General features: G+C 51.6%; 19 protein-coding genes. 1 reads left to right on the top strand and 18 read right to left on the bottom strand.

What is annotated here, in order from left to right; translation table 11 throughout:
• Positions 1-18: 18 nt before the first annotated feature.
• From QJT81_00640 to def, 17 genes are all read right to left on the bottom strand, one after another.
• Positions 19-2,520, bottom strand: coding sequence for a glycogen/starch/alpha-glucan phosphorylase (locus tag QJT81_00640; protein WGZ94526.1), 2,502 nt, complete (start codon positions 2,518-2,520; stop codon positions 19-21).
• A complete protein-coding gene (gene glgA, locus QJT81_00635) occupies positions 2,517-3,986 on the bottom strand; it encodes a glycogen synthase GlgA (protein ID WGZ94525.1) in 1,470 nt (489 codons plus the stop codon). Before glgA ends, QJT81_00640 begins: the two co-directional genes overlap by 4 nt.
• Positions 3,986-6,181, bottom strand: a complete 2,196-nt coding sequence (gene glgB, locus QJT81_00630) for a 1,4-alpha-glucan branching protein GlgB (protein WGZ94524.1) — start codon at positions 6,179-6,181, stop codon at positions 3,986-3,988. The genes glgA and glgB overlap by 1 nt, the downstream gene beginning before the upstream one ends.
• Positions 6,102-7,505, bottom strand: coding sequence for a 4-alpha-glucanotransferase (malQ, locus tag QJT81_00625; protein ID WGZ94523.1), 1,404 nt, complete (start codon positions 7,503-7,505; stop codon positions 6,102-6,104). Before malQ ends, glgB begins: the two co-directional genes overlap by 80 nt.
• Complete coding sequence (locus tag QJT81_00620; GenBank protein ID WGZ94522.1) at positions 7,505-9,226, bottom strand: glycoside hydrolase family 57 protein; 1,722 nt, start codon at positions 9,224-9,226, stop codon at positions 7,505-7,507. The genes malQ and QJT81_00620 overlap by 1 nt, the downstream gene beginning before the upstream one ends.
• Positions 9,208-10,536 (bottom strand): glucose-1-phosphate adenylyltransferase, encoded by a 1,329-nt coding sequence (glgC, locus tag QJT81_00615; protein ID WGZ94521.1) that lies wholly within the window; start codon positions 10,534-10,536, stop codon positions 9,208-9,210. Before glgC ends, QJT81_00620 begins: the two co-directional genes overlap by 19 nt.
• Positions 10,533-11,522 carry a glucokinase gene (gene glk, locus QJT81_00610; protein ID WGZ94520.1) on the bottom strand — a complete coding sequence of 330 codons (990 nt, stop codon included), beginning with the start codon at positions 11,520-11,522 and terminating at the stop codon, positions 10,533-10,535. Before glk ends, glgC begins: the two co-directional genes overlap by 4 nt.
• A 116-nt stretch (positions 11,523-11,638) precedes the next feature.
• A complete protein-coding gene (pgi, locus tag QJT81_00605) occupies positions 11,639-13,279 on the bottom strand; it encodes a glucose-6-phosphate isomerase (protein ID WGZ94519.1) in 1,641 nt (546 codons plus the stop codon).
• A gap of 167 nt (positions 13,280-13,446) precedes the next feature.
• Entirely contained in the window at positions 13,447-14,064 is a 618-nt protein-coding gene (locus QJT81_00600; GenBank protein ID WGZ94518.1) for a GspH/FimT family pseudopilin, read from the bottom strand.
• Between the two features lie 155 nt (positions 14,065-14,219).
• Positions 14,220-15,671: a TrkH family potassium uptake protein gene (locus QJT81_00595; protein WGZ94517.1), complete on the bottom strand. Its 1,452-nt coding sequence runs from the start codon at positions 15,669-15,671 to the stop codon at positions 14,220-14,222.
• A 4-nt stretch (positions 15,672-15,675) separates the two neighbouring features.
• A complete protein-coding gene (gene trkA, locus QJT81_00590; GenBank protein WGZ94516.1) occupies positions 15,676-17,049 on the bottom strand; it encodes a Trk system potassium transporter TrkA in 1,374 nt (457 codons plus the stop codon).
• Positions 17,050-17,058: 9 nt separating this feature from the next.
• Positions 17,059-18,438, bottom strand: a complete 1,380-nt coding sequence (locus tag QJT81_00585) for a sigma-54 dependent transcriptional regulator (GenBank protein ID WGZ94515.1) — start codon at positions 18,436-18,438, stop codon at positions 17,059-17,061.
• Between the two features lie 11 nt (positions 18,439-18,449).
• The gene (locus tag QJT81_00580) at positions 18,450-20,624 is read right to left on the bottom strand and encodes an ATP-binding protein (protein WGZ94514.1); all 2,175 of its coding nucleotides are present in this window, start codon (positions 20,622-20,624) and stop codon (positions 18,450-18,452) included.
• Positions 20,609-21,184, bottom strand: coding sequence for a DUF4390 domain-containing protein (locus QJT81_00575; GenBank protein WGZ94513.1), 576 nt, complete (start codon positions 21,182-21,184; stop codon positions 20,609-20,611). The genes QJT81_00580 and QJT81_00575 overlap by 16 nt, the downstream gene beginning before the upstream one ends.
• Complete coding sequence (gene rsmB / locus QJT81_00570; protein WGZ94512.1) at positions 21,181-22,497, bottom strand: 16S rRNA (cytosine(967)-C(5))-methyltransferase RsmB; 1,317 nt, start codon at positions 22,495-22,497, stop codon at positions 21,181-21,183. Before rsmB ends, QJT81_00575 begins: the two co-directional genes overlap by 4 nt.
• The gene (gene fmt, locus QJT81_00565; GenBank protein WGZ94511.1) at positions 22,494-23,420 is read right to left on the bottom strand and encodes a methionyl-tRNA formyltransferase; all 927 of its coding nucleotides are present in this window, start codon (positions 23,418-23,420) and stop codon (positions 22,494-22,496) included. The genes rsmB and fmt overlap by 4 nt, the downstream gene beginning before the upstream one ends.
• Positions 23,417-23,965, bottom strand: a complete 549-nt coding sequence (def, locus tag QJT81_00560; GenBank protein WGZ94510.1) for a peptide deformylase — start codon at positions 23,963-23,965, stop codon at positions 23,417-23,419. Before def ends, fmt begins: the two co-directional genes overlap by 4 nt.
• 96 nt (positions 23,966-24,061) lie before the next feature.
• Here def and QJT81_00555 point away from each other — a divergent pair, with 96 nt between their 5' ends.
• Entirely contained in the window at positions 24,062-25,177 is a 1,116-nt protein-coding gene (locus tag QJT81_00555; protein WGZ94509.1) for a LysM peptidoglycan-binding domain-containing protein, read from the top strand.
• Between the two features lie 29 nt (positions 25,178-25,206).
• Here QJT81_00555 and mnmE read toward each other — a convergent pair whose 3' ends face one another.
• Complete coding sequence (mnmE, locus tag QJT81_00550) at positions 25,207-26,547, bottom strand: tRNA uridine-5-carboxymethylaminomethyl(34) synthesis GTPase MnmE (GenBank protein WGZ94508.1); 1,341 nt, start codon at positions 26,545-26,547, stop codon at positions 25,207-25,209.
• Positions 26,548-26,552: the final 5 nt, after the last annotated feature.

Genomic DNA, 26,552 nt, shown 5'->3' with positions numbered 1-26,552 from the left:
GCGGATAGTGGAGTGCCACTAATCCCCGTTGCGATTCTCCGGCGTTAGTTTCCAAATATCGCGGTTATACTCTTCCATCGTGCGGTCAGTGGAGAAAAATCCGCTGCTCGCCGTATTGAGGATACTCATGCGCGTCCAGTGTTCCTGATCCTGCCATGCGATTGACACTTGTTCCTGTGCATTCACGTAGCTGCGGAAATCCGCCAAGGTCATCCACGGGTCGTGCGGGCTGAGGATGGCATCCAGCACCATGTCGAAAATACCCGGCTCCGTCATATTGAAATGACCGCAACGAATCAGCTCAATCACACCGCGCAAATCCTCATCGTGTTCGACGTAATGCCAAGGGCGGTAGCAATGGCGTAACTCATCAACGTCATCAGCACGTAAACCAAATAAGAAGAAGTTAGACTCACCCACCGCTTCCAGGATTTCAATGTTCGCCCCGTCATACGTGCCAATGGTCAACGCACCGTTCATCATGAACTTCATATTGCCAGTACCAGAGGCTTCCTTACCCGCCGTCGAAATCTGCTCCGATAAGTTTGCAGCAGGGGCGATCACTTCCATACTGGAAACTCGGTAATTGGGGATGAAGGCCACCTTCAGCCTGCCGTCCACATCCGGGTCAGTATTCACCACTTCGGCTACGCTGTTGATCAGCTTGATAATGCGCTTTGCCATCGCGTAACCGGGCGCTGCCTTGCCCCCGATCAGTACGCAACGGTCAGCCCAGTGAGCCAGCTTACCCAGTTTGATGCGCCGGTAGAGATGCACAACGTGCAACAGATTGAGCAATTGACGCTTGTACTCGTGGATGCGTTTCACCTGCACATCGAACAAGGCATGGGGGTTGAAATCGACGCCGCATTCCTTTTTCACCAACGCCGCTAAGCGTTGTTTATTCGCATATTTCACCTCGCGCCAACGCGCATGGAAGGCAGAATGTTCAGGCTCAGCCAATGGCTTGAGTTTCGCCAACTGGCTCAAATCACGCACCCAACTGTCGCCAATATGCTCACTGATCAGCGCCGTCATGCCGGGGTTAGCGTGCGCTACCCAGCGGCGCGGCGTTACCCCATTGGTTTTATTGTTGAATTTTTCTGGCCAGAGTTCATAGAAATCGTGGAACAAACCGTCCACCAGCAACTGCGAATGCAACGCTGCGACCCCATTGACCGAGAAGCTACCGACAATTGCTAACCAAGCCATGCGCACTTGCTGTCTTGAGCCTTCCTCAATAATGGACATACGCCGCAAACGCTCCGTATCACCCGGCCACTTCATCGACACTTCACGCAAGAAACGCGCATTAATTTCGTAAATAATTTCCAGCAAGCGTGGCAACAATTTGGCAAACAGGTGCACTGCCCAACGTTCCAACGCTTCCGGCAGCAGGGTGTGGTTGGTGTAAGCCATGCAGTTGGAGGTGATCGCCCATGCCTCTTCCCAACCTAGACCCTTTTCATCCATCAAGAGTCGCATCAATTCCGCCACTGCAATGGTCGGGTGCGTATCGTTCATCTGGAACACATGTTCCGCCGCAAACTTGCTGTAATCGTGATTGCCTTGACGCTCCCACAAGCGGATCGCATCTTTCAAGCTGGCAGAAGCCAGGAAATATTGCTGGCGCAAGCGCAATTCCTTGCCGTTTTCGCTGCTGTCATTGGGGTACAGCACCATCGAAATGTGTTCGGCGTGGTTTTTTGCTTCGACCGCTTCGGTGTAACTGCCTGCATTAAATTCGTCAAGATTGAACTCATCCGTCGCAGTCGCTTTCCACAAGCGTAAGGTATTCACGGTATCATTCTTGTAGCCGGAAATGGGCATATCAAACGGTACTGCCAACACATCATTGGTGCCAACCCACCGCACGCGCTGCCTGCCTCTATGATCCAGGAAATGTTCGGTATGTCCACCAAACTGTACCCGTTGGCTGTACTCGGCGCGTTCCACCTCCCACGGGTTCGGATCGCGTAACCAATGATCAGGATTTTCGATTTGATAGCCGTTTTCAATGTGTTGGCGGAACATGCCGTATTCGTAACGAATACCGTAGCCCAGCACTGGCAAACGCAAGGTTGCACAACTGTCCATGAAACACGCAGCGAGTCGACCCAAGCCACCATTCCCCAACCCCGCATCAGGTTCTTGTGAGGCAACCTCTTCTAAATCAGTGCAGTAATTCAACAAAGCTGTTTTTGTCGGTTCGCAAATATCGAGGTTCAGCAAATTATTGCCGAGAGAACGCCCAATCAGGAACTCCAGCGACATGTAGTAAGCACGCCGCTTACCGGGTTGCAAATATTCACCCCATGTCCCACGCCAATCCACCATCAAGCGGTCACGCAAGGTGTAAGCTAAGGCTTGATACAAGTAAACGGGTCTACACCCCTGAAACCGCCCTAAGTGGTAAGAAAGGTAACGCTGAAAATCATCACCGAGGGTTTCTGCATCATTGGCTAACGGGTCTAGTGGTATCGCGACGTAAGGGATATGGTCGGAAAAATGCTCTGTCATGCTGTTGCTCCTTTGTTGTATAGCGTCAGATACTCTGCCGCGCTGTTATCCCATCCGAATGCATGTTTCATGCCGGTTATTTGTAATTGATGCCAGACGGCGGGCTGATAGAAATAATCCATTGCCCGCAAAATCGTCCCTTTCAACGCACTGGTAATCGGGTCATGGAATACAAAGCCATTCGCAACACCCTGCGCGATATGGTTAGGCGAACTGTCCACCACCGTATCGGCTAAACCGCCGGTATGCAACACAATCGGTGGCGTTCCATAACGCAAACTGTACATCTGATTTAAGCCACACGGTTCAAAACGTGACGGCATCAGGAAAATATCCGCACCGGCTTCCAGCAAATGCGCCAATTGCTCATCATAACCAATGAACACGAATACACGTTCAGGGTGCTGTGCCGCCAAATCCAGCAGACGTTGCTCAAAATAGCCATGCCCTGCACCGATCAGCACAAAACGCGCCTCCGTGCTGGCTAACAAACTAGGAATGGCATTAATGACCAGATCCACCCCTTTCTGCTCCACCAAGCGGCTCACCATGCCAAACAATGGGAAAGCCAAGTGTTCAGCGGGATTATGCGCCCCAAAACGTTGCAGCAGTGCAGCCTTATTGAGGCTCTTACCCGGCTGAATCTGCTCGACACTGTAATGTGCTGGCAAGTAAGGGTCAGTTGCAGGGTTCCACACATCCGGGTCAATACCATTGAGGATGCCGTGCAACTTATAATACCGTGATAACAGCAAGCCATCCATGCCATAACCAAACGCTGGGGTGCAGATTTCCCGCGCATAGGTCGGGCTGACCGTCGTTACTGCGTCGGAGTAGACAATTCCCGCTTTGAGCATCGAAAAACCGCCGTAGAATTCCACCCCTTCCGCTGACCACCAATAGCTTGGCAAGTGTAAGCTGGTGAAATCCGCTTGCGAAAAGTGCCCGCCGTAAGCCAGATTGTGGATGGTAAACACCCGCTGCGGGCGCTGTGGCAACATGTCCAGAAACGCAGGCACTAGCCCCGTTTGCCAGTCGTGTGCGTGCACCACATCCGGCGTCCAGTCGAGTTGCAGCGCATCCCGTGCCAGTTCCGCCGCTGCGCGTGCAAACACGGTGTAACGTTCGGCATTATCCGCCCAGTCGTAGCCATTCGGTTGCAAATACGGGTTGCCGGGGCGATCAAATAGCGCGGGGCAATCCACAATCCACAGCGGAAACGGGTAATCGGGATGCTGACTTTCCAGAATCCGTGCCGTATGCATTTGCCCCGCACCTTGCAATTCCAGCCAGCCCAGAATCCGCACACTAGGCAATTTGCGCAATAAATCGCGGTAGCCGGGTAACAACAGCCGCACATCCACCTCGGCTTTGTGCAAGGCCACCGGCAAACTGTACGCAACATCCCCCAACCCACCTGTTTTTACCAAGGGGTAGGCTTCACTCGCAACAAACAATAATTTCATCAGCACGCTTGTAAAAATAACGCCGCCAATGGCGGCAAGGTTACTTCGACCGAATGCTCAAACCCCATCCATGCATGAGGTTGCACCGGAATCATGCCCGCATTGCCGCAATTGCTCCCGCCGTAGTATTCCGAATCAGTATTCAGCACTTCGCGGTAGTTCGCAGCAGCGGGAACCCCAATACGGTAAGCGTAACGGGGTACAGGAGTAAAGTTTAGCAATATAATCAACTTATCGTCGGGGTTTTCGCCGTGACGAATCAAGCTAAGTACTGACTGGTCGGAATCATGGCAATCAATCCACTGAAAGCCGCGCCCATCAAAATCGTAGTGGTGCAGGGCTGGCAAATCGCGGTACAAGCGGTTCAAGTCCCGCAAAACGTGGCGCAGGCTGTCATGAGCAGGAAAACTCACCAACGCCCAATCCAGTTCCTTTTTCACGTTCCACTCTGCCCATTGCCCGAATTCACTGCCCATAAACAGCAGCTTTTTACCGGGGTGCGCGTAATGCCAGGCATAAAACAGCCGTAAATTCGCAAAGGCTTGCCAGTAATCGCCGGGCATTTTATCCAACATGCTGTGCTTCAAATGCACCACTTCGTCGTGTGACAGCGGCAGCACAAAGTTTTCCGAATACGCATAAATCTGGCTAAACGTCAGTAAGTTATGGTGGTATTTACGATGCACGGGGTTTTGCTCAATGTACTTGAGGTTGTCGTTCATCCAACCCATATTCCATTTCATGCTGAAACCCAAGCCGCCGATTTCCACGGGGCGCGAGACCGCAGGCCACGAAGTGGATTCTTCCGCAATCGTCAGCACGCCGGGGAAATAGCCATGCACCACGGTATTCATTTCGCGCAAAAATGCAATCGCTTCAATGTTTTCACGCCCGCCGTATTGATTCGGCAACCATTCACCGGCTTTGCGCGAATAGTCCAAATACAGCATGGAGGCGACCGCATCCACCCGTAAGCCGTCAATGTGGAATTCATCAATCCAGTACAGCGCATTGGAAATCAGAAAGTTCTTCACCTCATTGCGCCCGAAATCGAAAATCAGTGTACCCCAATCCTGATGTTCGCCACGACGCGGGTCAGCGTGTTCGTAAAGCGGTTCGCCGGTGAATTTTGCCAGCGCAAAATCGTCTTTGGGGAAATGTGCCGGAACCCAGTCGAGCAATACGCCAATCCCTGCGACGTGGCAGGCATCCACAAAGGCGCGGAAGTCATCCGGCGTGCCGTAACGCGCAGTGGGGGCGTAATAACCCGATACCTGATAACCCCACGATTCATCCAGCGGGTGTTCCGCGACCGGCATTAATTCAATGTGGGTGTAATTTAAGTCGGTGACATAAGGAATCAGGGTTTCGATGAGTTCCGCCCACGAATAAAAACGCCCGTCGGGGTGTTTGCGCCATGAACCGGGGTGCAATTCATACACGCTCATCGGCTGGTGTTGCCAATCAAATTGTTCGCGGGCAGCAATCCACGCATTATCTTGCCAAGGGTGCGGCATATCATTGGGAACACGGGAGGTGGTTTCAGGGCGCATGAACATCTGCTGCGCATACGGGTCGGTTTTGACCACGATAGCATCATGCTGATTGAGAATTTCGTATTTGTATGACGTACCAACCGCAATGCCGGGGATGAAAATTTCCCACACGCCGGAATCACCGCGCACGCGCATCGGGTGACGCCGCCCGTCCCACGCATTGAAATCGCCGATGACGCTGACGCGCTTGACTGCTGGTGCCCACACCGCAAACCGTGTGCCTGCGATACCATCAATGCGGATCGCATGGGAACCGAGGACTTTCCAAGCGTGGTGATGGCGACCTTGACCAAGGAGATGCAAATCAAGGTCGCCCACCTGTGGAGGAAACGTATAAGGACAGACGGCATCGTGCCAGTTGCCTGCTTGTTTGTCCTGCCAGCGTAGGGCGGGATGCGAAGGAGCAGCGTCAGTCGGAGAGGGTAGCTTCGCTTCAAAACAATCAGTACCTTCCAGGCGTGTCATCAATCCATGCCCGACGACTTCAACCGCTTCAGCGGCGGGCATGAAAGTACGCAGCACCCGGTTGCCATCCGGTAGCGGATGCCATCCCAGCCAATCAAACGGATCGTGATGTGTGCCTTGTTGTATCCGAATCAAGTTCTCGTTCATCTCGCTGGTGTCCCTGTAGTTTTTCATGCAATTGCGATGCCAGAGTATCCGGTATGTCTGACCAGTCGAAGCGCCATGCCCAATTCCCCTCCACCGTACCGGGGGTATTCATGCGGGCAGCGCTACCTAAATGCAGCAAATCTTGTAATGGAATCATGGCTAACAACGCGCTGCTGGCGAAAATCGTGTCCAGCATGGTGTCTGTTACCTGTGAGGTGTCTTCAATACCTAACACCTGCATGACGTATTGTTGGGATTCCTCACTTAAGCTGGTAAACCAACCCTGCAAGGTATCGTTATCGTGTGTCCCCGTATAATACACCGTGTTAGCGCGTACATTGTGGGGTTTGTGTGGATTATCCTCAAAGTGGTCGAAGCCAAATTGCAGCACGCTCATGCCCGGCAACTCGTATTTATCACGCAATTCCGTCACATCGGGCGTAATGACACCTAAATCTTCAGCGACTAACGGGATATTCCCCAAGGCCGCTTGCAAGCTGGCAAGCATGGCGTCACCGGGAACCTCCTGCCAATAGCCATTGATGGCGGTCGGCTCAGTTGCCGGAATCATCCAGCTTGCTGCTAAACCACGGAAGTGATCCAGCCGCACTAAATCGAAAAATTCAAAGTGATACAGCAAGCGTTGTTGCCACCACACGAAGTTTTCCGCCTGCATATTTTCCCAATGATAGTGCGGATTGCCCCAACGCTGCCCTGTTTCGGAGAAATAATCGGGCGGCACACCGGTGACTAAGGTTGGCGTGCCGGTATCATCCAGCAGGAAGCGCTGCGGGTTTGCCCACACATCCGCGCTGTCGTAGGCCACAAAAATTGGCATATCCCCGAATAGGTACACCCCACGTTCAGCCGCATAGGTGCGTAAGGCTTGCCACTGCAACCAGCAAGCGTATTGCTCGTGGATCATAGCGGCAAGAGCTTCGGCCTGTTCACCACGTACAATAAACATGGCCTTCGGGTCACGCAAGCGCAGGGGTTCTGGCCATTCGCTCCATTCCTGTCCCTGAAACCGCTGCTTCAGCACCATAAACAGTGCGTAGTCCTCCACCCAGTGCTTTTGGTTAGCGTACCAAACGTCAAAAGACTGATCTGCATCAATGCTCGTTGCCTCCCCATCGCCAAACAACGCCGGATTCACCGCAAACGCTGATGCACACTGATACGGCGACAGCCCCGCCAGCGGCACTCCCAGCGGCAACATTTGCCAGACCTTAAAGCCCGCTTCCGCCAGCCAATCCACCCAGCGGTACGCATCTGCATCCAATTTGCCGCTTGGCAAAGAAGTGGGGTGCAACAACACGCCCGCAGCACGCCCAATCGTTTGTATACCCATTAAGTATTCCTACGCATCGTGCCTGCATTTTCAGCGGCTGCACCACCTTGTGACATTGGTTTATCCAAATACGCGGGCGCATCCACACCCAACATTTCGTACAGCTTGTGCAATTGCTGACGGAACAAGCGCTCGAAATCGCGCACGCTATCCGCCGGATTGTAATCGCCGAACCACCAGAACCAGTCTGAGCCTTCGCAAATCCCTAACTGACGACTAGTCAATTCTTGTTGCTGCTTATCCAATGTACCTGCCGCCATGACCTCATCAAAAGCAACTTTCGCAGCGGCAAGATAATCCCACCCCCGATTTTTGTCGGTTGAACCTATCCACGTTGAGAATGAACCATAGACCCAACTACCCGCACAAATCGCGGGTAACGGGCGCGTCGGCAACTGACTGGCTTGTGCAAACGTTACCATCTTAATTTGATCAGAATGGCTGAGGGCAGCGTAGAGCGCATCGAGGAAATACACACCGTTTTTCGGGTAATACTCCCACGCATTTTCGCCATCCAAAATGATCGACACGACCTGATTAGATACATTGTGATTGAGAAATATCGCAATATTTTCTAGGTGTTGCACAAAATCCGCCACCGCATCACGGGCGTGCCAATCACTGTACTTAAAGCCGATCAAATCCGATAAACCATCATCACGGAAAAACAAACGTACCTTACTATCCGGCTGCTGGTACGGCATGAACAGGCTGCGTTTACTGTGTTCGTCTTCGCCGTCATACCCCGAAAGGCGGCAACTGTTGCGCCATACACCTTCCCCGGAAGCAGTCCAGCGAATCCCTAACTCATCCAGCAATTGCACGGCATCGCTACTGATGCCGCCTTCCGACAACCAAACACCCTGTGGTTTAAGCCCAAAATAACGTTGGAATACATCAATACCCTGTTGTAAATGCCAGCGGGAACGCGCCTCCCCATCAGGGTAACTACTGGCTTCAGGCACAGGCGCATCCGGCAAAGAACAACGCAAATTCTGGAAATCATTCAATAACGGCACAATCGGGTGCATGTAGGGTGTCATGGAAAGTTCCACCTGCCCACGTTCTGCCAATTTGCGGTAACGCGGAATCAGCCCACTCAAGCAATCCCGCATAACACTTAACAAATCGTGCCGGTCTGCCGCACTGAACTCACTGCCTTGCTGCATCAAACGCTGGATAATCGGCAAGTCTTGTAATGACTGCCCCATCCATGCCAAGTGATACCACGTCAATAAATCCAGAAAATACTGACGGCTCAAATAGGCCAATGAACAGCGAAAATGTTTACTGCCCACACCCGATTCATCGGTTGCCCCAATCATCTTAAACAGACGTTGGAACGCTGGGTGCGGATGAATCATAGTCGGTGCATGGCAACGCTGGCACTCCGCAATCAATTCAGCCCGCGCGACTTTATCCAGCGGCACATCGTCGACACCTGCCAGCAAATTGAGCAAGCGATCCTGCATGGGTGTACCCTCTTGCAGAAAAGCACTTAATTGCTGGGCGTAATCGTCAATTTGCTCCAGCAAGACTGGGGCAAAGTTAACCACACAACGCATCCGGCTCTGTTTTTCCAGATGTGCCGCCATGTCGCTGTAATCTTTGATACCATGCAAGTAAACCCACGGCAGACGGTACTCACCATCCAGCCCATTGCGATACCACGGCTGGTGCATGTGCCAGCATAAAACAACATTTAACTGGCCATTCGCCATAACATATCCCTATCGCCTGTACGTAATTTTTGCCCCATCATTTCGGCTGTGACCAGCACAATACCTTCGGGGGTGACGTGGAAACGTTTGCGGTCGAGTTCAAGGTCTTCTCCGATAATCGTACCGTCGGGGATCACCGTACCTTTGTCGATAATGGCTTTGGTGATCCGGCAATTTTTACCGATGCTGACCTTGGGTAAGATCACGCTGTCTTTGACTGAACTGTAACTTTCAATGGTAGTAGCAAAGAACACCATTGAACGCTTCACCCGTGCACCTGACAAAATGCAGCCTGCGGAAATCAGCGAATCAATCGCCTCACCCCGACGACCGTCATCATCGAACACGAATTTGGCGGGTGGGTATTGTGGCTGATATGTCCAAATCGCCCAATCGCGGTCATACAGGTTTAACTCTGGCTCCACCGCGCACAATTCCATATTGGCCTGCCAGTAAGAATGTACCGTCCCCACATCACGCCAGTAGCCCGGTTCGCCATTATCCTTGCGGAACGGGTAAGCCATTGCCACTGACTTATGAATGTTGGATGGGATAATGTCCTTACCGAAATCACGCGAAGACTGCGTTTTTGCGGCGTCTTCATACAGCACCTTGTAGAGGAAATCGCGTGAAAAAATATAGATCCCCATCGATGCTAACGCCATACCCGGCTTGCCAGCAATTTCTTCAGGGTGCGCAGGCTTCTCAGTGAATTTAGTGATCCGCAAGCCCTCATCGACCGACATCACCCCAAAACCTTTCGCTTCTTCCACCGGTACTTCAATACAACCCACCGTGAAATCTGCCCCAGAATTGACGTGGTGCACCAGCATTTTGGAATAATCCATCGTATAAATATGGTCACCACCCAGTACCAACACGTAATCAGGGTCGTGGCGTTGCACAATGTCGATATTCTGGAACAGCGCATCCGCCGTCCCCTGATACCATTCCTTTTTGCTGGTACGTTGCTGTGCCGGGAGAATTTCCACGAATTCGCCAATTTCTGCCCGCATGAAACCCCATGCGCGTTGCAGGTGGCGGATCATGGAATGCGATTTGTATTGCGTCAGTACCCCGACCCGACGAATCCCAGAATTCACGCAGTTAGACAGTGCAAAGTCGATAATGCGGTATTTACCACCAAAAGGTACAGCCGGTTTCGCCCGCCACATGGTCAGGTCTTTCAAGCGCGACCCTTCGCCGCCCGCCAACACCAACGCTAAGGTTTTACGGGTCAGTTCCGTGACCATCTTCGGCTCGGTGTAATACCGGTACAACTTCGCCTGTTGATTTTTATCCAGTGTCATGATGTTTTCCTATGGTGCAGTGCGACCGCCAGTGCCCCTTGCAAGCCGAGCCGCGTATTAGTAATCAAGTAAATAGGCATTTGCTGAACCAAGCCAGCCATTCTGCCTTTGTCAAAACAAGCATCCAAAAAACGTTGACTGGTTAACCACGGTTGGATTCGGGCGGAAATGCCTCCACCAAGGTATAAACCACCACGTGGTTGGTAGAGCAGCGCCACATTGCCTACCCAGTTAGCATAAATATCCGTAAACAACTCCATTGCGGCGATGGCAATCGGGTCACCCGCCTGTGCAGCACTATTGACTGCCGCACCACCACGTTCACGCAACGCATCCGGCAATGTTCCTGTCATGTCTTGTAAACAGAACTGGTACACCTGATTCACCCCAGGCCCGGAAAGTACCCGTTCCCACGAAACATGACTGAATCGTTGCCGCATAAAGGTCAGCAAACGTTCTTGCTGAGCATTCGCCGGGGCAAAATCCGTATGTCCACCCTCAGTCGCGAAACTCTGGTAATGACCCCACGCATCAGCTTGCATCCATGCCAAGCCTAAACCTGTACCCGCACCAGTGATAACACGCACCCCAGATGCTTGCCGAGTTGCTGCTCCCGCATTCAGTACCACATAGTCATCAACCGTTAACTTAGCAACACCCGCAGCAGCCGCTTGGAAATCATTGATAAACAGAAGCTGCGGCGTATTTAACAAGGTTTGCAGAGCTGATTGTTCCAACGTCCAGTCCAAATTGGTAAGACGAATCGGCTGATCAGCTTGCACCGGCCCCGGTAAAGCCAAGCACACACTATCCGGCACTACGCTTTGCTGCGCATCCGTGAGGAATTGTGCTAACAATGCCTCAGCACTGGCAAAGTCACTGCTGACATATACATGCTCAAAACACACGCTTAAAGCCTGCGCGTCAACTTGTACCCATGCCAACCAACTTTTAGTACCACCAATATCACCCGCAATTATATTCATCAATGACCCTGTGGTTATGTGTCCGTTTTTGGGTTATGGCTTGTTATGCCCTAATATTAGCAGCCCTGAATAGTAGATACTCTGCTGCATATCAAGATAGTTAAGCTTACTAGCGCTTATCCCTGTGTTTGCTCCTGTTGAGCACGTTGCTGACGGTAATAGTTAATCAAGCCATTGGTGGAAGCATCATGGGTAGTAACCGTTTCCGCTGCATTCAATTCGGGTTGAATGCATTTCGCCAATTGCTTGCCTAACTCAACACCCCACTGGTCATAGGAATTCAAGTTCCAGATGATGCCTTGCACAAAGATCTTGTGTTCGTATAACGCAATCAACATGCCTAAACTATGCGGGGTGAGCGCCTTCAGCAATAAAGCATTACTAGGGTGATTGCCAGCAAATACTTTAGGTGCGTGAGGTGGGGCAACACCGCTGTCACGGGTTTCCTCCAAGGTACGCCCACGCATCAAAGCTTCAGTTTGTGCCAAGAAGTTTGCCATGAGAATGTCATGCTGCTCATGCAAGCCGGTGGGGGGGGTCACGGAGATAATAAAATCTGCCGGAATCAAGCGGGTTCCTTGGTGAATCAGTTGGTAGAACGCATGTTGCCCATTGATGCCGCTCGTACCCCAGATAATCGGGCCGGTGGCATAATCAACATTGCACCCGTTACGGTCAACTGACTTACCATTGCTTTCCATATCAGCCTGTTGCAAGTACAGCGGCAGGCTGCGCAAGTAATGGTCATAAGGCAATACCGCTTGTGATTCTGCCCCAAAGAAATTGCTGTACCACACGCCCAATAGCGCGAGAATCACCGGCATATTGCGCTCAAACGGTGCTTCTCTGAAATGCTGATCCATCGCATGTGCACCACCAAGCAAGTCATTGAAATGATCCGCACCCACGGCCAACACGATGGAAAGCCCAATCGCTGACCATAGGGAATAGCGCCCGCCGACCCAATCCCAGAAGCCGAACATATTGTCAGGGTCAATTCCAAATCCAATGACCGCCTCCCGGTTGGTGGAAACTGCCACGAAATGCTTGGCAATGTGCGTGTCATCTTCGGCGTGTTGCAAAAACCAGTGCCGTGCGTGATGCGCATTGGTCATGGTTTCTTGCGTGGTGAAGGTTTTGGAGGCGACGATGAACAGTGTGGTTTCAGGGTCAAGGCTTTCGAGCTTTTCGACAATGTGCGCACCGTCAACGTTGGACACGTAATGCATCTGCAAACGCGGGTGGCGATAGGCTTTCAGGGCTTGATACACCATGTGGGGGCCGAGATCAGAACCACCGATACCGACATTCACCACATCCACAATCGGCTTGCCGGTGTAACCTGTCCAGGTACCGCTACGTACCCGTTCGGCGAATGCGCTCATCTGGTCAATGACGGCATTGACAGCAGGCATCACGTCTTCGCCATCCACTATCACTGGCGTATTGCGCTGGTTACGCAAGGCTGTGTGCAGCACGGCACGCCCTTCGGTGTTATTGATCTTGTCGCCTTGAAACATCCGTTCGCGCCAACCTGCTACATCTGCCACGTCTGCCAGTTGCGTCAGTAATGACAGGGTTTCGGCGGTGATACGGTTTTTGGAATAGTCCAGCAGGATGTCCCCGACATGCAGGGAAAATTGCTCGAAACGTGCCGGGTCAGCCGCGAATAATTCGCGCATGTGGACGTGACGGAGGCTTTGGTAATGCGCTTGCAGGGCATCACTCACTGCGTGGTGAAGCGGCGGTTTATGCATGATCTCTCCTTGTTCGCGTGACCGGCAGATCTTATTTACGCAAATTATATGCCGGAAAACTGCTACGCCGCATTGATCTGGCGCATGTTTATTGTTGTAAATCTTACAAGATTTTCCGCGAAACCCGATGAACACGCAATGAAATTTTATCCATGCTTAGGTGTTTTTCATGAACACCCGCTTGTGCCTATCCTACAAGAGGCTATCCGCCCGGTTGCTGATTGTATTTTGATTTTGTAACGAGGAGTGGAGCCGACATTCAATGTTTGCTCATGTTCTGTTGCACCTGTCGCTAGGGTTAGGCTGCCACTGACACCGGCAATGCCGCCATTCGGCTTGTAGCGGACAGTGGGAGCGGTGGATGATGTACCCGTAATATTGATGCCGTGAAAGTCTGGCGTGGTATCTAGCAAGATTTCTTCCGCCACATTGGTATTGCCGGAGCCGTAGTTGCAGCCTGCTGTGTCAACAGTGTCGTCACCGTCACAGTCCACAAACACCAGCCAGCCATTTTCAAAGCCGCCGGAAGTAGCACACTCCGGTTCTGAGTCTGCATCCTCACCATCATCAGCACGCACGCACATGGTGACATCGTAATTGCGTTTGACGGCTTCGGCACGCACGTAGTTTAGGGTGGAAACCAGTTGGTTGTTCAGGGCAGTCAGGCGGTTATTTTCCAGCATTTCACGCAATGACGGCGTAGCCACGGCTGCCAATATTGCCACGATGGTGACAGTGACGATGAGTTCGATGAGCGTCAAACCGCGCTGTGAGTGTTTGTTCATGAGGCATTCCCTTAGCTGTGTTTTATTGTTGGGATTCAGGGAAGAAAAGGCGTCCATGCCATGCACGTACTTCCTTGTGGCAAGCAGTATACCAAATCAGCCATTCATCAGCGGTGGCTGTGGGATGAACGGCTATCCGCAGCAGATTAACCGCGTTACTTGCGCCAAAATGCGGGGGTTAAAATGACCAACATGGTGAATAATTCCAAGCGCCCCATCAACATAGCCAGACACAGCCACCATTTAGAGAAATCATCGAGGCTCTTGAACGTACCGGCAACTTCCCCAAGCCCCGGCCCCAAGTTATTCAAGGTAGCGGCTACCGCAGAAAATGCGGTGATCTGGTCATGCCCCTGAGCCATTAATGGCAGCATGAACACCACAAATACCGCAATGTACACCGAGAAAAACCCCCACACCGCCTGCATCACATTTTCAGGCAAGGGGTTACGGTTGATTTTGATGCTGATGCGTGCATTGGGGTGAATCAAACGATTGACCTCACGAATCCCCTGTTTCACCAGCAACAAGAAACGAATGACCTTCATGCCCCCGGCAGTAGAAGCCGCACATCCCCCAATAAAACTGGCAAATAGCAGCAACACCGGCAAAAAACCCGGCCACTCACTGTAACCTGTGGTAGTAAAACCGGCTGTCGTACCAATGGATACCACGTGAAACAAGGAATGCCGCAATGACTGCAAAAAACTGTCATACGTGGTGTTGTAATACAAATAAACGGTACTCACCACCGCTAACCCAGCCATCAGGCCAACATACGCACGGAACTCCGAATCACGCACATACCCCATCACACTAGCACTACGCCAAGCAATAAAGTGTAAACCAAAATGCACCCCTGACAGCAGCATAAAAACCACCGCAACGGCTTCAATCGCACTATTATCGAAATGCCCAAGGCTGGAATCGTGGGTTGAAAACCCGCCAATAGCCACCGTGCTAAAACTATGGGAAACCGCATCAAACCATTCCATGCCCGCGACGCGATAAGCCATTGCACATAAAATAGTCAACACCAAATAAATATACCACAACAACTTAGCGGTTTCAGTAATCCGTGGCGTAAGCTTAGCATCCTTCATTGGGCCTGGCGTTTCGGCACGGTAAAGTTGCATTCCCCCAACACCCAGAATAGGCAAAATAGCAACCGCTAGCACAATAATGCCCATCCCCCCCAACCATTGCAGCTCTTGGCGGTAAAACAGTATGGAACGCGGCAAACTATCCAAACCGATAATGACGGTAGCCCCCGTAGTGGTTAACCCAGACATGGATTCAAATACCGCATCGGTCACGGACAAGTCCACCGCTTCGGATAAGATCAACGGTAGCGAACCCGACAGCCCCAATACCACCCAAAACAACACCACAATCAAAAAACCATCCCGCGAGCGCAGTTCTGCACGTTCCCGATACACTGGCAACCAAAGCAATAGCCCACCGATCAGCAGCAAAGCAAAACTTTTCCCAAATGGCAGAATGTCAGGGTCATCCATAGTCCAACCGATAACAATAGGGGGCAACATCGTCAAACTGAACACCATCAGTAGCAACCCCAATACCCGTTGTATGACTTTATATTGCATAGACTTAGAAGAAATGGATACCGACTTGGAACAGTTTTTCTACGGCTGGCACGTAACGTTTGTCGGTCACGAGCATGATAATATGATCGTTTTCTTGCACAAGAAGATCAGCGGCAGCCATCAAAATAGTCTCTTGCCGAACCAATGCACCGATCGTGGTACTAGGCGGTAACTTGATTTCATCCAAACGTCTACCCACCACCCGTGAGGTTTTGTAATTGCCATGCACCACGACTTCAATAGCCTCTGCTGAGCCACGCCGTAAGGCATGTACTGCCACAATATCGCCCCGGCGGATATGCGTGAGTAATGCGCCTATCGTGACTTGCTGGGGAGAAATCGCCAAGTCGATGCTGCTTTCCACCAAATCGATATAACTAGGGCGATTAATGAGGCACATTACTCGGCGTGCACCTAAGCGCTTTGCCAGCATGGAAGAAAGAATATTCGCCTCATCGTCGTTGGTAATCGCCACAAACACATCAGTATTATCAATGTTTTCCTCTGCAAGCAGGCTTTCATCAGCAGCATCTCCTTCCAACACAATGGTCTTATCGAGGCGTTCAGCGAGTTTGGCAGCACGGTCATTATTCTTCTCAATGATTTTGACGTGATAGCGGGATTCTTCCAGCAAACGGGCGAGGCGATTGCCAATATTACCCCCGCCCGCCAGCATAATGCGCTTATAGGGCTTATCGAGTTTACGTAATTCGCTAATAATGGCACGAATATGCTTGGGACTGGCGATGAAAAAAATCTCATCGTTAACCTCTACCACCGTCTCTTCTTTGGGGACAATGGGCTTACCTTTCCGGAAAATAGCCGCTACCCGCGCTTCAACACCTGGCATATGTTCACGCATCGCCTTCAAGGGGGAACCAATCAGCGGGCCATCGTGCAAAGCTTTGACCCCAACCATTTGCACCTTACCGTTCGCAAAGCTAATGACTTGCAAAGAACCGGGGTGGGAAATCAAGTTAAAAATATGTTCTGTGACCAATTGTTCGGGGCTAATCAGTACATCAATGGGAACCGCCGTATCATTGAATAGTTCCGGTCTATCCAAATAATGGGAAGAGCGAATACGCGCAATCTTGGTTGGAGTATGGTACAGCGTATGGGCAATCTGGCAGGCCATCATATTGATTTCATCACTATTAGTCACCGCAACCAACATATCGGCATCTTCGATCCCCGCCCGTTCCAACACCCGTGGGTAAGACGCTTGCCCGACTTCGACGCGCACATCCAGTTTTTCGCGTAAATCACGCAATGCCGTCGCATTGGTATCCACAATGGTGACATCGTTATCTTCGTGCACTAATGATGCAGCAACGGAATGACCCACTTGCCCCGCACCGAGAATCAGGATTTTCATAGAGTACGCTTAGCGTCCGTATTTTTTCGGGTCAACGTTGAGGGAACGCATTTTGCGATACAAATGGGTACGCTCCATTTTCACCTGATCCGCCAATTTGCTGACATTGCCATCCGCTTGTTTTAGCTGGTAAATCAAATAATCGTGCTCAAACTGTTCGCGGGCTTCCCGCAAAGGCATATCAAACAAGCTTTCGGGAATTTGTCCTATTTCCTGTGAAAACACGGGAATACGCGTGCCAACAGACTCTTCCGCCTCATCCAGCGAGACTTCCGTTTCGGTGCCAAGAATCAGCAAACGTTGCACCAGATTGCGTAATTCGCGGATATTGCCGGGCCAGGTATGGTTGCGCAGGAAATTCTGTGCCGCCAGCGAAATATGCCGGTACGGCAAACCCTCTTGTGCGGTGAGAATGTCGACATAATGGTTGAGCAATTCCGGCACATCTTCAGGATGCTCATGCAACGGCGGGATCATGATCGGCACAATATTGAGCAAATAGTACAGCTCTTCATTGAACTTGCCCCCGCGAACATCATCCAGCAAATCATGGGAGGAGGACACCATCAGGGTAATATCCATATCCACCCACTCATTACTCCCCACACGCATAAAACGGTTTTCCTTCAGGGCATGGAGCAAGCGGGTTTGGGTATCCTGATCCAACTCATAAATTTCAGCGAGAAACAGCACGCCACCATTGGCTTCATCTAACAAACCGTATTGAATTTTGTCCTGGTCTTCACGCCCAAACAGTAACTGGCTCATGCTACCCGCCTCTTTACTGGCAGCCAGTGCAGCCCGTACAAACGGGCGGTTTTTGCGGCTACTCAAGGCATGAATATAGCGGGCAAACGTTTCCTTACCCGTACCCGGCTCACCATACAACAACACCCGGCTATCATGCTGGGCAATGCGTTTTGCCTGTTCACGCAAGCGTTGCATGGTCTGACTGCCGCCGACAGGTTCCAAAGAACTCACCATTTGTTTGCGCAAGCCCCGGTTTTCCTTTTCCAATTGACTGGCACGCAAGGCATTGCTGATCGTCAGCAACATTTTAGCCATCGACAGGGGTTTTTCGATGAAATCGTGTGCGCCCAGTTTGGTCGCTTCTACCGCCGTTTCAATCGTGCCATGCCCTGACATCATGATCACGGGGCAACACAGTGTCTCGTTTTCACGCCATTCCTTGAGCAAAGAAATACCATCTTGCCCCGGCATCCAAATATCGAGCAACACCAAATCGGGCTTGCGGCTGCGGTGTAGCTCTTTGGCTTTCGCCGCGTTTTCGGCAGTGACGACCCGATAGCCTTCATCTTCCAGAATTTCACTGACAAGCTGGCGAATATCCGGCTCATCGTCTACCACCATAATGTATTGTGCTGTCATATCCCTACTCCCTATGCCTCGTTCACCGGAAACTTCACGCTGATTATAGCGCCTCCACCGTCATGATTGCGGGCGGTGAGGTATCCGCTGTGTTCTTCGACGATTTTTTTAACGATTGCCAAGCCTAACCCCGTCCCTTTGTGTTTGCTAGTGACATAAGGCTCGAACAGGCGCGGCAGTAATTCGGGCGGAATGCCAACCCCATTATCGCGGACACTGAGAATAGCCTGCTTAGTATCCGCTTGATACTGTGTGCTGATAGTCACGCTGGCTGGGCTGACGTGATGCTCCTCCAAGGCTTCCAGTGCATTTTTGGTCAGGTTGACCAAAAGCTGACGAATGCGGTGAATATCCAGTGACAGCAAAGGTAAGGTGGGAGCCAATTGCAAATGAATTTGCACCTGACCTTCATTCAGACGGTACAACTCAGCAACTTCTTGTACCAGTGCATTCAAATCAACCATTTGGAGGCGCAAACTGGGGGCGCGGGCATAATCACTAAACGCATTCACCATCGACTTGAGGTTGTCGACTTGCTGCACAATGGTATTGGTCATGCGTTGCAGGAAACTGGCAGATTCCGCACTGAGTTCACCTGACAATTTACGGCTCAAACGCTCGGCAGAAAGCTGGATGGGGGTTAGCGGATTTTTGATTTCATGGGCAAGACGCCGCGCCACCTCCCCCCATGCCGCATCGTGTTCAGACTGAATCAGATCCGTCACGTCATCAAATACCAGCACCGAACCTTGCTGCCCCGATACACCTTGCGGCAATGAAGCGCCACGACACACCAAAATCACATGTCCTTCTTCCGTATTCAGGGTAATTTCGGCTTGCCATTCCTGACCGGCAGCCATGTCTTGCCGGTGGGTTTGCACAATGTCGATGAAGGGTTGCAGTAACGGCAAATTCTCACCCAATTCACTCAGCGTTTTACCCACTTGATCCAGTAAGGATTGGCGTAAAATACTGCTGGCAGCAGAATTGACCCGGCGAATGATGCCAGTTTCATCCAAGGTAATGACACCGGACGATAAGTGTTCCAGCACCACATGCAGGTAATCGTGTTCTTGTTGCAACTGGCGGCGAGCTTGTTCACGTTCCCCACGAGCATCGGAGAGACGCTTGGTCATGGTATTGAAGGAACGCGCCAACATGCTGAAATCATCACGTTCAGAAACCGGCAGTTTCTTCTCCAAATCCCCGGCGGCAACCGCCAAAGTACCTTCCACCAAAGTACGCACGGGGCGCGTTAGGCGACGTGAAAACACAAAAGCTGCCCAGAGTGAAAACAGGGTGGTCAACACCATGATCACCACGATCATTAGGCGAAACATATTTTTGATAATATCGCGTTGATAAACCAAACTTTTGTATTCATTACGGGCAGATAACACACTTTCTGCCAAATCGCGTTCCCGATCTGCCACAGGAAAGCGGGCGGTTAGGATAGCGCGGCGTTCATTATCGTGCCCATAGACGATACTGACCGCAACCCGTGAAAATAACTTATCTGTGCCCTCAGGTTCCAGTGCATAGTAGTAATTGCGCATTTGCATAGCACTAAACAAACTGCGGCTTGGCATTTGCGGAATCAGGGTTTCGGTATCCTCCACTGCCAACGCTAAGAGTTGCTGAGAATTATCCAGCAGTAAAATCTCACTCGCACCAATATTAAGGAATGTTTCCAGTAACAAAGGAATTTCATGCAATTCTTTGCCTTGCAGCGTGCGTTTGAAACGTTCCAATGCCCCCAAATACTCGCGATGACGGGTTTCCAAAGCCAATTGGCTTAAATCCAGTGAATCATCCAGCGCCCGCTCCACGGATACCGAAAACCAGCGATCAATCCGTGTACCAATCATATTAATCGCAAACAAGGAAACAAACAGCACCGGCAGCAAGGTAAGAATCAAAAAACCCGTCATCAAGCGCAAAGTAAAACGCGAACCGGCTTGCCGCGTGCGCCATTGATTAAAGACCCTAACCAGATTTCCCAGGATAATCACACTCAGCAACACGAGGGTAAAAATACTGAGGTAAAGATGCCAATCCCCGTAGCGTTCGAGGTTGGTGGGGCTGAGCGTGGCCAAATTCAACAAAATCAGCGACACCAGCAGTAAGAGAAATACCAAGGCTAACGGCAACCATTGCCACCAGCGGCTTTTTAGGGGATCGGCCACAACACTCCGTCACTTTCCAGTGAATAGCGGTCAGAAAACAGCGATTTCAATTTCAGGGGTAATTCCAACGACTGTTGGGTCAAGGTAGCCGTTACAAAAATTGCGGCATTATCACCCCATGCATCCTCAGGTAACGCAGGCAGACGGTAATCACTCAGCGTTCCCATCTGTTCTATCGCTGCTGATAAATTGGGAAAGTTCCAATTTTCCTTAGTGTCAGGGCGCACCACCTGATATTGCTTACTTAACGGGTGGTATTTTAGTTCAGTTTTCACCACCACCAAGGGCTTTTGGGTATTCCACCACCAAGTATTGTGCCATTCCAAGGTGAAACGGGTTTCCTGTTGCAGCGTCAAGCCATTCAGTAAGCCTTCCCGCAGGTAATCGCTCAACTCCACATCGAGTTTGAAATTGGTCAGCAACTGCTTGGGAGGCTGAATGCGGATAGAAAACTCCCGAAACTGGAGATGACTTTCAGCCGCCAGCGCTTGCCCCCACAAAGCGCACAGCAGTAACCCTGTTAGTAAACAGCGCTGCATGATGGATAGGTTGGTGATCACAGTATTATTTCCTGCACGGCGGCTTTGCCCAGTAGCGCGTAATAAAAACCATCCATGCCCTGTTCACCCGGCAAAATTTGCCGCCCAGCGACTTGGGCATGACCCCAAGCAGCCTCAAGTGGCAACCGGTAAGCATCTGGATGTTCTGTCAAAAAAGCCTCAACTTGATGGCTGTTTTCGTCCGGCAAAATCGAGCACGTTGCATACAATAGCTGACCACCGGGGCGCAAAGTATGCCATAAAGCACGCAATAAACGTGCTTGTTCTTGCTGTAGCTCTGTAATATCACCCGAACGCCGCAATACCTTAATGTCAGGATGCCGTCGAATCACACCAGTCGCCGAACATGGCGCATCCAGCAAAATGCGGTCAAATAGCTGACCATCCCACCAGCTTGCCACCTCACCCGCATCAGCAGCCACCAGTGGGGCTTGCAGGTGCAGGCGAGTCAGGTTTTCGGTGACGCGTTTGAGGCGTGATTCGCTGGAATCCAGCGCAATCAAGTGCAAACCTTCGGTGCATTCCAACAAGTGGCTGGTTTTACCACCGGGAGCCGCACAAGCATCCAATACCCGCATCCCCGGTTGACACGTCAGCAATCCTGCCGCGAGTTGTGCAGCAGCATCTTGCACCGAAACCGCACCACTGAAAAAGCCGGGAAGTTGTTCAACACCAACAGGGGTTTGCAAACTCAGGGCGCTATCCACTAGGGGGACAAGCTCCGCTGCAATCCCAGCTTCTTGCAGCATGGCTTGATACGCCACTGTGGTTTGCACGCGTTGATTCACCCGCAATGTCATGGGCGCGTGGGTATTGCTAGCGCTGAGAATGTCCGCCCAAGCGTCCGGCCATGCGGTTTGAATGCGTTCAAGCAACCAGTCGGGGAAGGCATAACGTGCCGTGACGGTGCTATCCGCTTGTACCAATAGCTCGGCTTGCTGGCGGATGAAGGTGCGCAATACGCCATTCACCAATTTGCCTGCCCACTCTTTTTTGAGCTTTTTGGTGGCTTTAACGGTTTCGTTGACGGCGGCATGATCGGGTTTGCGCTGGTAGATAAGCTGGTACAGACCGATGCGCAATAAGCATTCCACATCCTTATCTGCCGGTTTTAAAGCTTTCTTCACCAGCTTTTTGAGGATCGCGCTTAAACGCTCGTGCCAACGCAATGTGCCAAAACACATGTCGCGCAGCAAAGCTTGATCTTGTGGGTTCAGGGTAGCAATCGTGCGGTCTTGCAGCACTTCGGTGAGGGATTCACCCTCGTAAATCACCCGTTGCAAGCACAGCGCTGCTGTGGCACGAGCGCTCACAGTTGCACTCCTAACAAAGAGCGTCCATTGAGGAATTGCTCGGCGGTGAGGCGTTTACCGCCGGGGAGTTGCAGGCTGAGGATACGTACTACACCGTCACCAGTGGCAATGTCGATACCGGATTTGCTTTCGGCAATGACCGTGCCGGGGGAAGCATTCCCTTCGGCTTCGCTCAGGGAACGGGACGCAAACAAGCGCAACGGCTGCCCTTCGTACACCGTAAATGCCACCGGATACGCATCAAACGCACGGATAGTGCGATCAATCACGGTTGCGGGTTGTGTCCAGTCAATTTGGGCTTCTGCCTTGGTGAGTTTGTGGGCGTAATTGGCAAGAGTATCGTCTTGCACTTCTGGTTGCAGTTTGCCTGCTTCCAGCAAATCCAAGGTGTGCAGCAATGCGGTTGCGCCCTGTTTTGCCAGATTATCGTGAATGCTTTGCCCGCCATCCTGAGGGGTAATCGGGCAAACCACTTTATACAGCATATCACCCGTGTCTAGCCCGGCTGCCATTTGCATGATGGTGACGCCCGTTTCCTGATCCCCGGCCTGAATTGCCCGCTGAATCGGGGCAGCGCCCCGCCAACGTGGCAGCAGTGAACCGTGAATATTGAGGCAACCGTAGCGGGGAATATCCAATACTACTTGCGGCAGAATCAGCCCATACGCGGCTACAATCATCACGTCAGGCGCATAGGCCCGCAGTTTATCCTGCTCTTCGACTGCTTTTAGGGAAAGTGGCTGTTCAACAGGGATGCCAGCCGCTACCGCAAGCTGTTTCACCGGGCCAAATGTCAATTTGCGCCCCCGCCCCGCCGGACGATCGGGTTGGCAATACACGGCAACCACCTCATGCCCCGCTGTTAGCAGTGCTTGTAAAGCGGGTACAGCAAATTCGGGCGTTCCTGCGTATATAACCCTCATGCGATGATCGCTTTCGCAGCAGCGGCGCGGCGTTCTGCCAATTTAGCTTGTTCTTTTTCCCACTTTTGCACCACTTTGCGGGCGCGTTGCTGCTTGAGCGTGGAGAGGTAATCGACAAACAACTTACCGTCCAAATGATCCATTTCATGTTGGATGCAAATGGCGAGTAGCTCATCAAAGTCTTGCTCTAGCACCGTACCTTCACGGGTCAGGGCACGTACCCGAATACGTTCGGCTCGCGTCACTTTTTCGTAGTAATCAGGTACTGAAAGGCAACCTTCTTCATGCTCGATCTTGCCTTCTTTATGGAGAATTTCAGGGTTGATCAGGCACAACGGCGCATCTTTGTTTTCAGACACATCCAAGGTAACGATGCGCTGGTGAATATTGACCTGTGTTGCGGCTAAACCGATGCCTTGGTTGGCATACATGGTTTCAAACATATCATCCACAATCTGTTGGATGGTTGCGTCAACTTGGGCAACCGGCGCGGCTTTCTTGCGCAAACGCGGGTCTGGGTGGTGTAAAATCTCTAGTTTTGCCATTGTAAATACCGAAAATCTAAAAGTTCTGAATGTTTATCAGGGCATAGTTTATTATAACCCGCACATCCAACCCATAATAACGACAAGGATACCACCATGCGGCATTCTTCAGCTTTTTTCTTAAAAACCCTGTGCATTAGTATCGGGGCTGCCCTTGTGCTTAGCGGCTGCGGTACGACTACCACAACCCCTCGCGGGGGCGCAGACCCGTATGATAAGTATTATGGGCAAGCCACCACACAATCAAGTGATGTGATTGATTCCAGTAGTATTATCGTCAATCCCGCTGCACCACAAACCTATGTTGTCAAAAAAGGCGATACCTTGTGGCGTATTGCTCGCCAATTTCTGCATACCCCTTGGCATTGGCCAGAAATTTGGGATAAGAATCAGCGCATAGCTAATCCGCATCAGCTTTACCCCGGTGATGTGTTGACCTTTGACTACGCTACGGGGGCTAATGGCGATAAATTACAACCGCGCATCCGTATTGATCGACGCGGGGAAGGTGAACCCATCGCCACGTTAGCGACCTTCATGTTATGGCCGCGTGTATTGGATGAAGCCACCATCAACAATGCCCCGTATATTTTAGCTTCACGCGATGACCGTCAGTTAATCACTGAAGGCGAAACCATTTATGTGAAAAACCTGCGCAATGCACAAGCAGGCACACGTTGCGCTATTTTCCACCCCAACAAAGCCTTGCATGACCCACGTACCGGGCAATTGCTGGGCTATGAAGTGACCTATGGCGGCTACAGTCGGGTAGAACGGGTGGACAGTACCTCGACAGCAACCGTGCTGGATGCCAAACGCGAAATTCGCAAAGGTGACCGCTTACTGGCTCCTGTGGATGAAATGGCAAACCTCAATGGCATCATCCATGCACCTACCACCAAGGTGCGCGGCGACATCGTGTCGTTGTTTGATGCCGAAGCGATTAGTGGCAACCACATGATTGCGGTGATTAATAAAGGGCGACGTGACCGCATTGAAGTCGGACACACCCTAGGCGTTTACACCCAGGGTAAGTATGTGGTGGACGTGGTGGAATCGTGCAAAGCCAAATCGGGAGCGGTGTGCAGCCAACTTCCCCCGGAAAAAGTCGCGCATCTGGTAATTTACAAAGTGACGGATCGGGTGAGTTACGGCTTGATCATGGATGCAACCCGTGAAGTGAAGGACGGGGATAAGGTGGGTAATCCTTAACAATACCAGTGAGCATTGATTTGCTGGGGTTATTTTCCGATACAAAAATTGGAAAATATTTCCCCCAGCAAATCATCCGGCGTGAACTTGCCGGTAATCTGCCCTAGCGCATCCTGTGCGGTGCGCAATTCTTCCGCCATTAATTCCCCCGCATTGAATTCGCGCAACTGGAACTCAGCGCGTTCCACCGCTGCCTGCGTCGTCTCCAACGCCTGCAAATGCCGCCGCCGCGCCATAAACGTACCTTCCGCCTCGCCCTGATAGCCCATCCGCGTTTTCAACTCGGCGCGTAAGGCATCAATTCCCAATGACTGTTTGGCGGAAATGTAAAGGTGTTCGCCCTGTTTACCGGGGAGTTTGCCGCTTAAATCAACTTTGTTATGCACGGTAATGCGCGGCAGGTGCGGGGGCAAACGCGCCAGAATGTCAGCATTTTCCGGTTCATCATGGCGGGTATCATCCACCAGCAACAGGATCAAATCCGCTTTGGCAATTTCCGCCCAAGCGCGTTCAATACCAATCTTTTCCACCGGGTCATCACTCTCGCGCAAGCCAGCAGTATCGACAATGTGCAGCGGCATTCCGTCAAGGTTAATGCGTTCGCGCAACACATCGCGGGTGGTTCCGGCAATTTCGGTGACAATCGCGGTTTCCTGCCCTGCTAATGCATTCAGCAAGCTCGACTTGCCCGCGTTGGGTCTGCCCACAATCACCAGATGCATTCCATCACGCAATAAGCTGCCTTGTCGCGCTTTCAGGAAAATCGTGTGTAATTGCTGCTTAATGCTTTCCAGCCGGTTAGTCACCGCGATATCCGCGAGAAAGTCGATTTCCTCATCAGGAAAATCCAACGCCGCTTCCACATACACCCGCAATTCAATCAAGCCCGTGAGCAGCACATTCACCGCAGCGGAAAATTCCCCCTGCAAGGAACGCAATGCCGACCGCGCTGCCTGTTCCGACCCCGAATCAATCAAATCGGCAATCGCTTCTGCCTGCGCCAAATCCAGTTTGTCATTGAGGAAAGCACGTTCGGAAAACTCGCCGGGGCGTGCCAACCGTGCTCCCAGTTCCACACAGCGTTTGAGCAGCATATCCAGCACCACCGTACCGCCATGACCTTGCAGCTCTAACACGTCTTCGCCGGTGAATGAATGCGGGGCAGGGAAATACAATGCGATACCGTCATCCAAGGCCGAGCCATCGGCAGCTTTAAACAAACGGTGAACCGCCTTACGCGGGGAGGGCAGAGAGCCAAGAATACCAACGGCAAGCTTAGGAACAAGCTTGCCGGAAAGCCGGATAATCCCGACCCCACCGCGCCCCGGCGGTGTGGCTACGGCAGCGATGGTGTCAGGATTGTTCCACATGAAAC

It is taken from the genome of Candidatus Thiothrix putei (assembly GCA_029972225.1).
Taxonomy (GTDB): Bacteria; Pseudomonadota; Gammaproteobacteria; order Thiotrichales; family Thiotrichaceae; genus Thiothrix; species Thiothrix putei.
This window is presented reverse-complemented; position numbering and strand designations above follow the sequence as displayed.

Coding starts and splice junctions, on each gene's coding strand:
- QJT81_00600 (WGZ94518.1), bottom strand. CDS start 14,064: ATGAACAAACACTCACAGCGCGGTTTGACGCTCATCGAACTCATCGTC.
- def (WGZ94510.1), bottom strand. CDS start 23,965: ATGGCAAAACTAGAGATTTTACACCACCCAGACCCGCGTTTGCGCAAG.
- pgi (WGZ94519.1), bottom strand. CDS start 13,279: ATGCATAAACCGCCGCTTCACCACGCAGTGAGTGATGCCCTGCAAGCG.
- trkA (WGZ94516.1), bottom strand. CDS start 17,049: ATGAAAATCCTGATTCTCGGTGCGGGGCAAGTGGGTCATTCCGTTGCT.
- glgA (WGZ94525.1), bottom strand. CDS start 3,986: ATGAAATTATTGTTTGTTGCGAGTGAAGCCTACCCCTTGGTAAAAACA.
- QJT81_00640 (WGZ94526.1), bottom strand. CDS start 2,520: ATGACAGAGCATTTTTCCGACCATATCCCTTACGTCGCGATACCACTA.
- QJT81_00585 (WGZ94515.1), bottom strand. CDS start 18,438: ATGACAGCACAATACATTATGGTGGTAGACGATGAGCCGGATATTCGC.
- QJT81_00620 (WGZ94522.1), bottom strand. CDS start 9,226: ATGGCGAATGGCCAGTTAAATGTTGTTTTATGCTGGCACATGCACCAG.
- QJT81_00555 (WGZ94509.1), top strand. CDS start 24,062: ATGCGGCATTCTTCAGCTTTTTTCTTAAAAACCCTGTGCATTAGTATC.
- malQ (WGZ94523.1), bottom strand. CDS start 7,505: ATGGGTATACAAACGATTGGGCGTGCTGCGGGCGTGTTGTTGCACCCC.
- fmt (WGZ94511.1), bottom strand. CDS start 23,420: ATGAGGGTTATATACGCAGGAACGCCCGAATTTGCTGTACCCGCTTTA.
- glgC (WGZ94521.1), bottom strand. CDS start 10,536: ATGACACTGGATAAAAATCAACAGGCGAAGTTGTACCGGTATTACACC.
- glgB (WGZ94524.1), bottom strand. CDS start 6,181: ATGAAAAACTACAGGGACACCAGCGAGATGAACGAGAACTTGATTCGG.
- glk (WGZ94520.1), bottom strand. CDS start 11,522: ATGAATATAATTGCGGGTGATATTGGTGGTACTAAAAGTTGGTTGGCA.
- QJT81_00595 (WGZ94517.1), bottom strand. CDS start 15,671: ATGCAATATAAAGTCATACAACGGGTATTGGGGTTGCTACTGATGGTG.
- mnmE (WGZ94508.1), bottom strand. CDS start 26,547: ATGTGGAACAATCCTGACACCATCGCTGCCGTAGCCACACCGCCGGGG.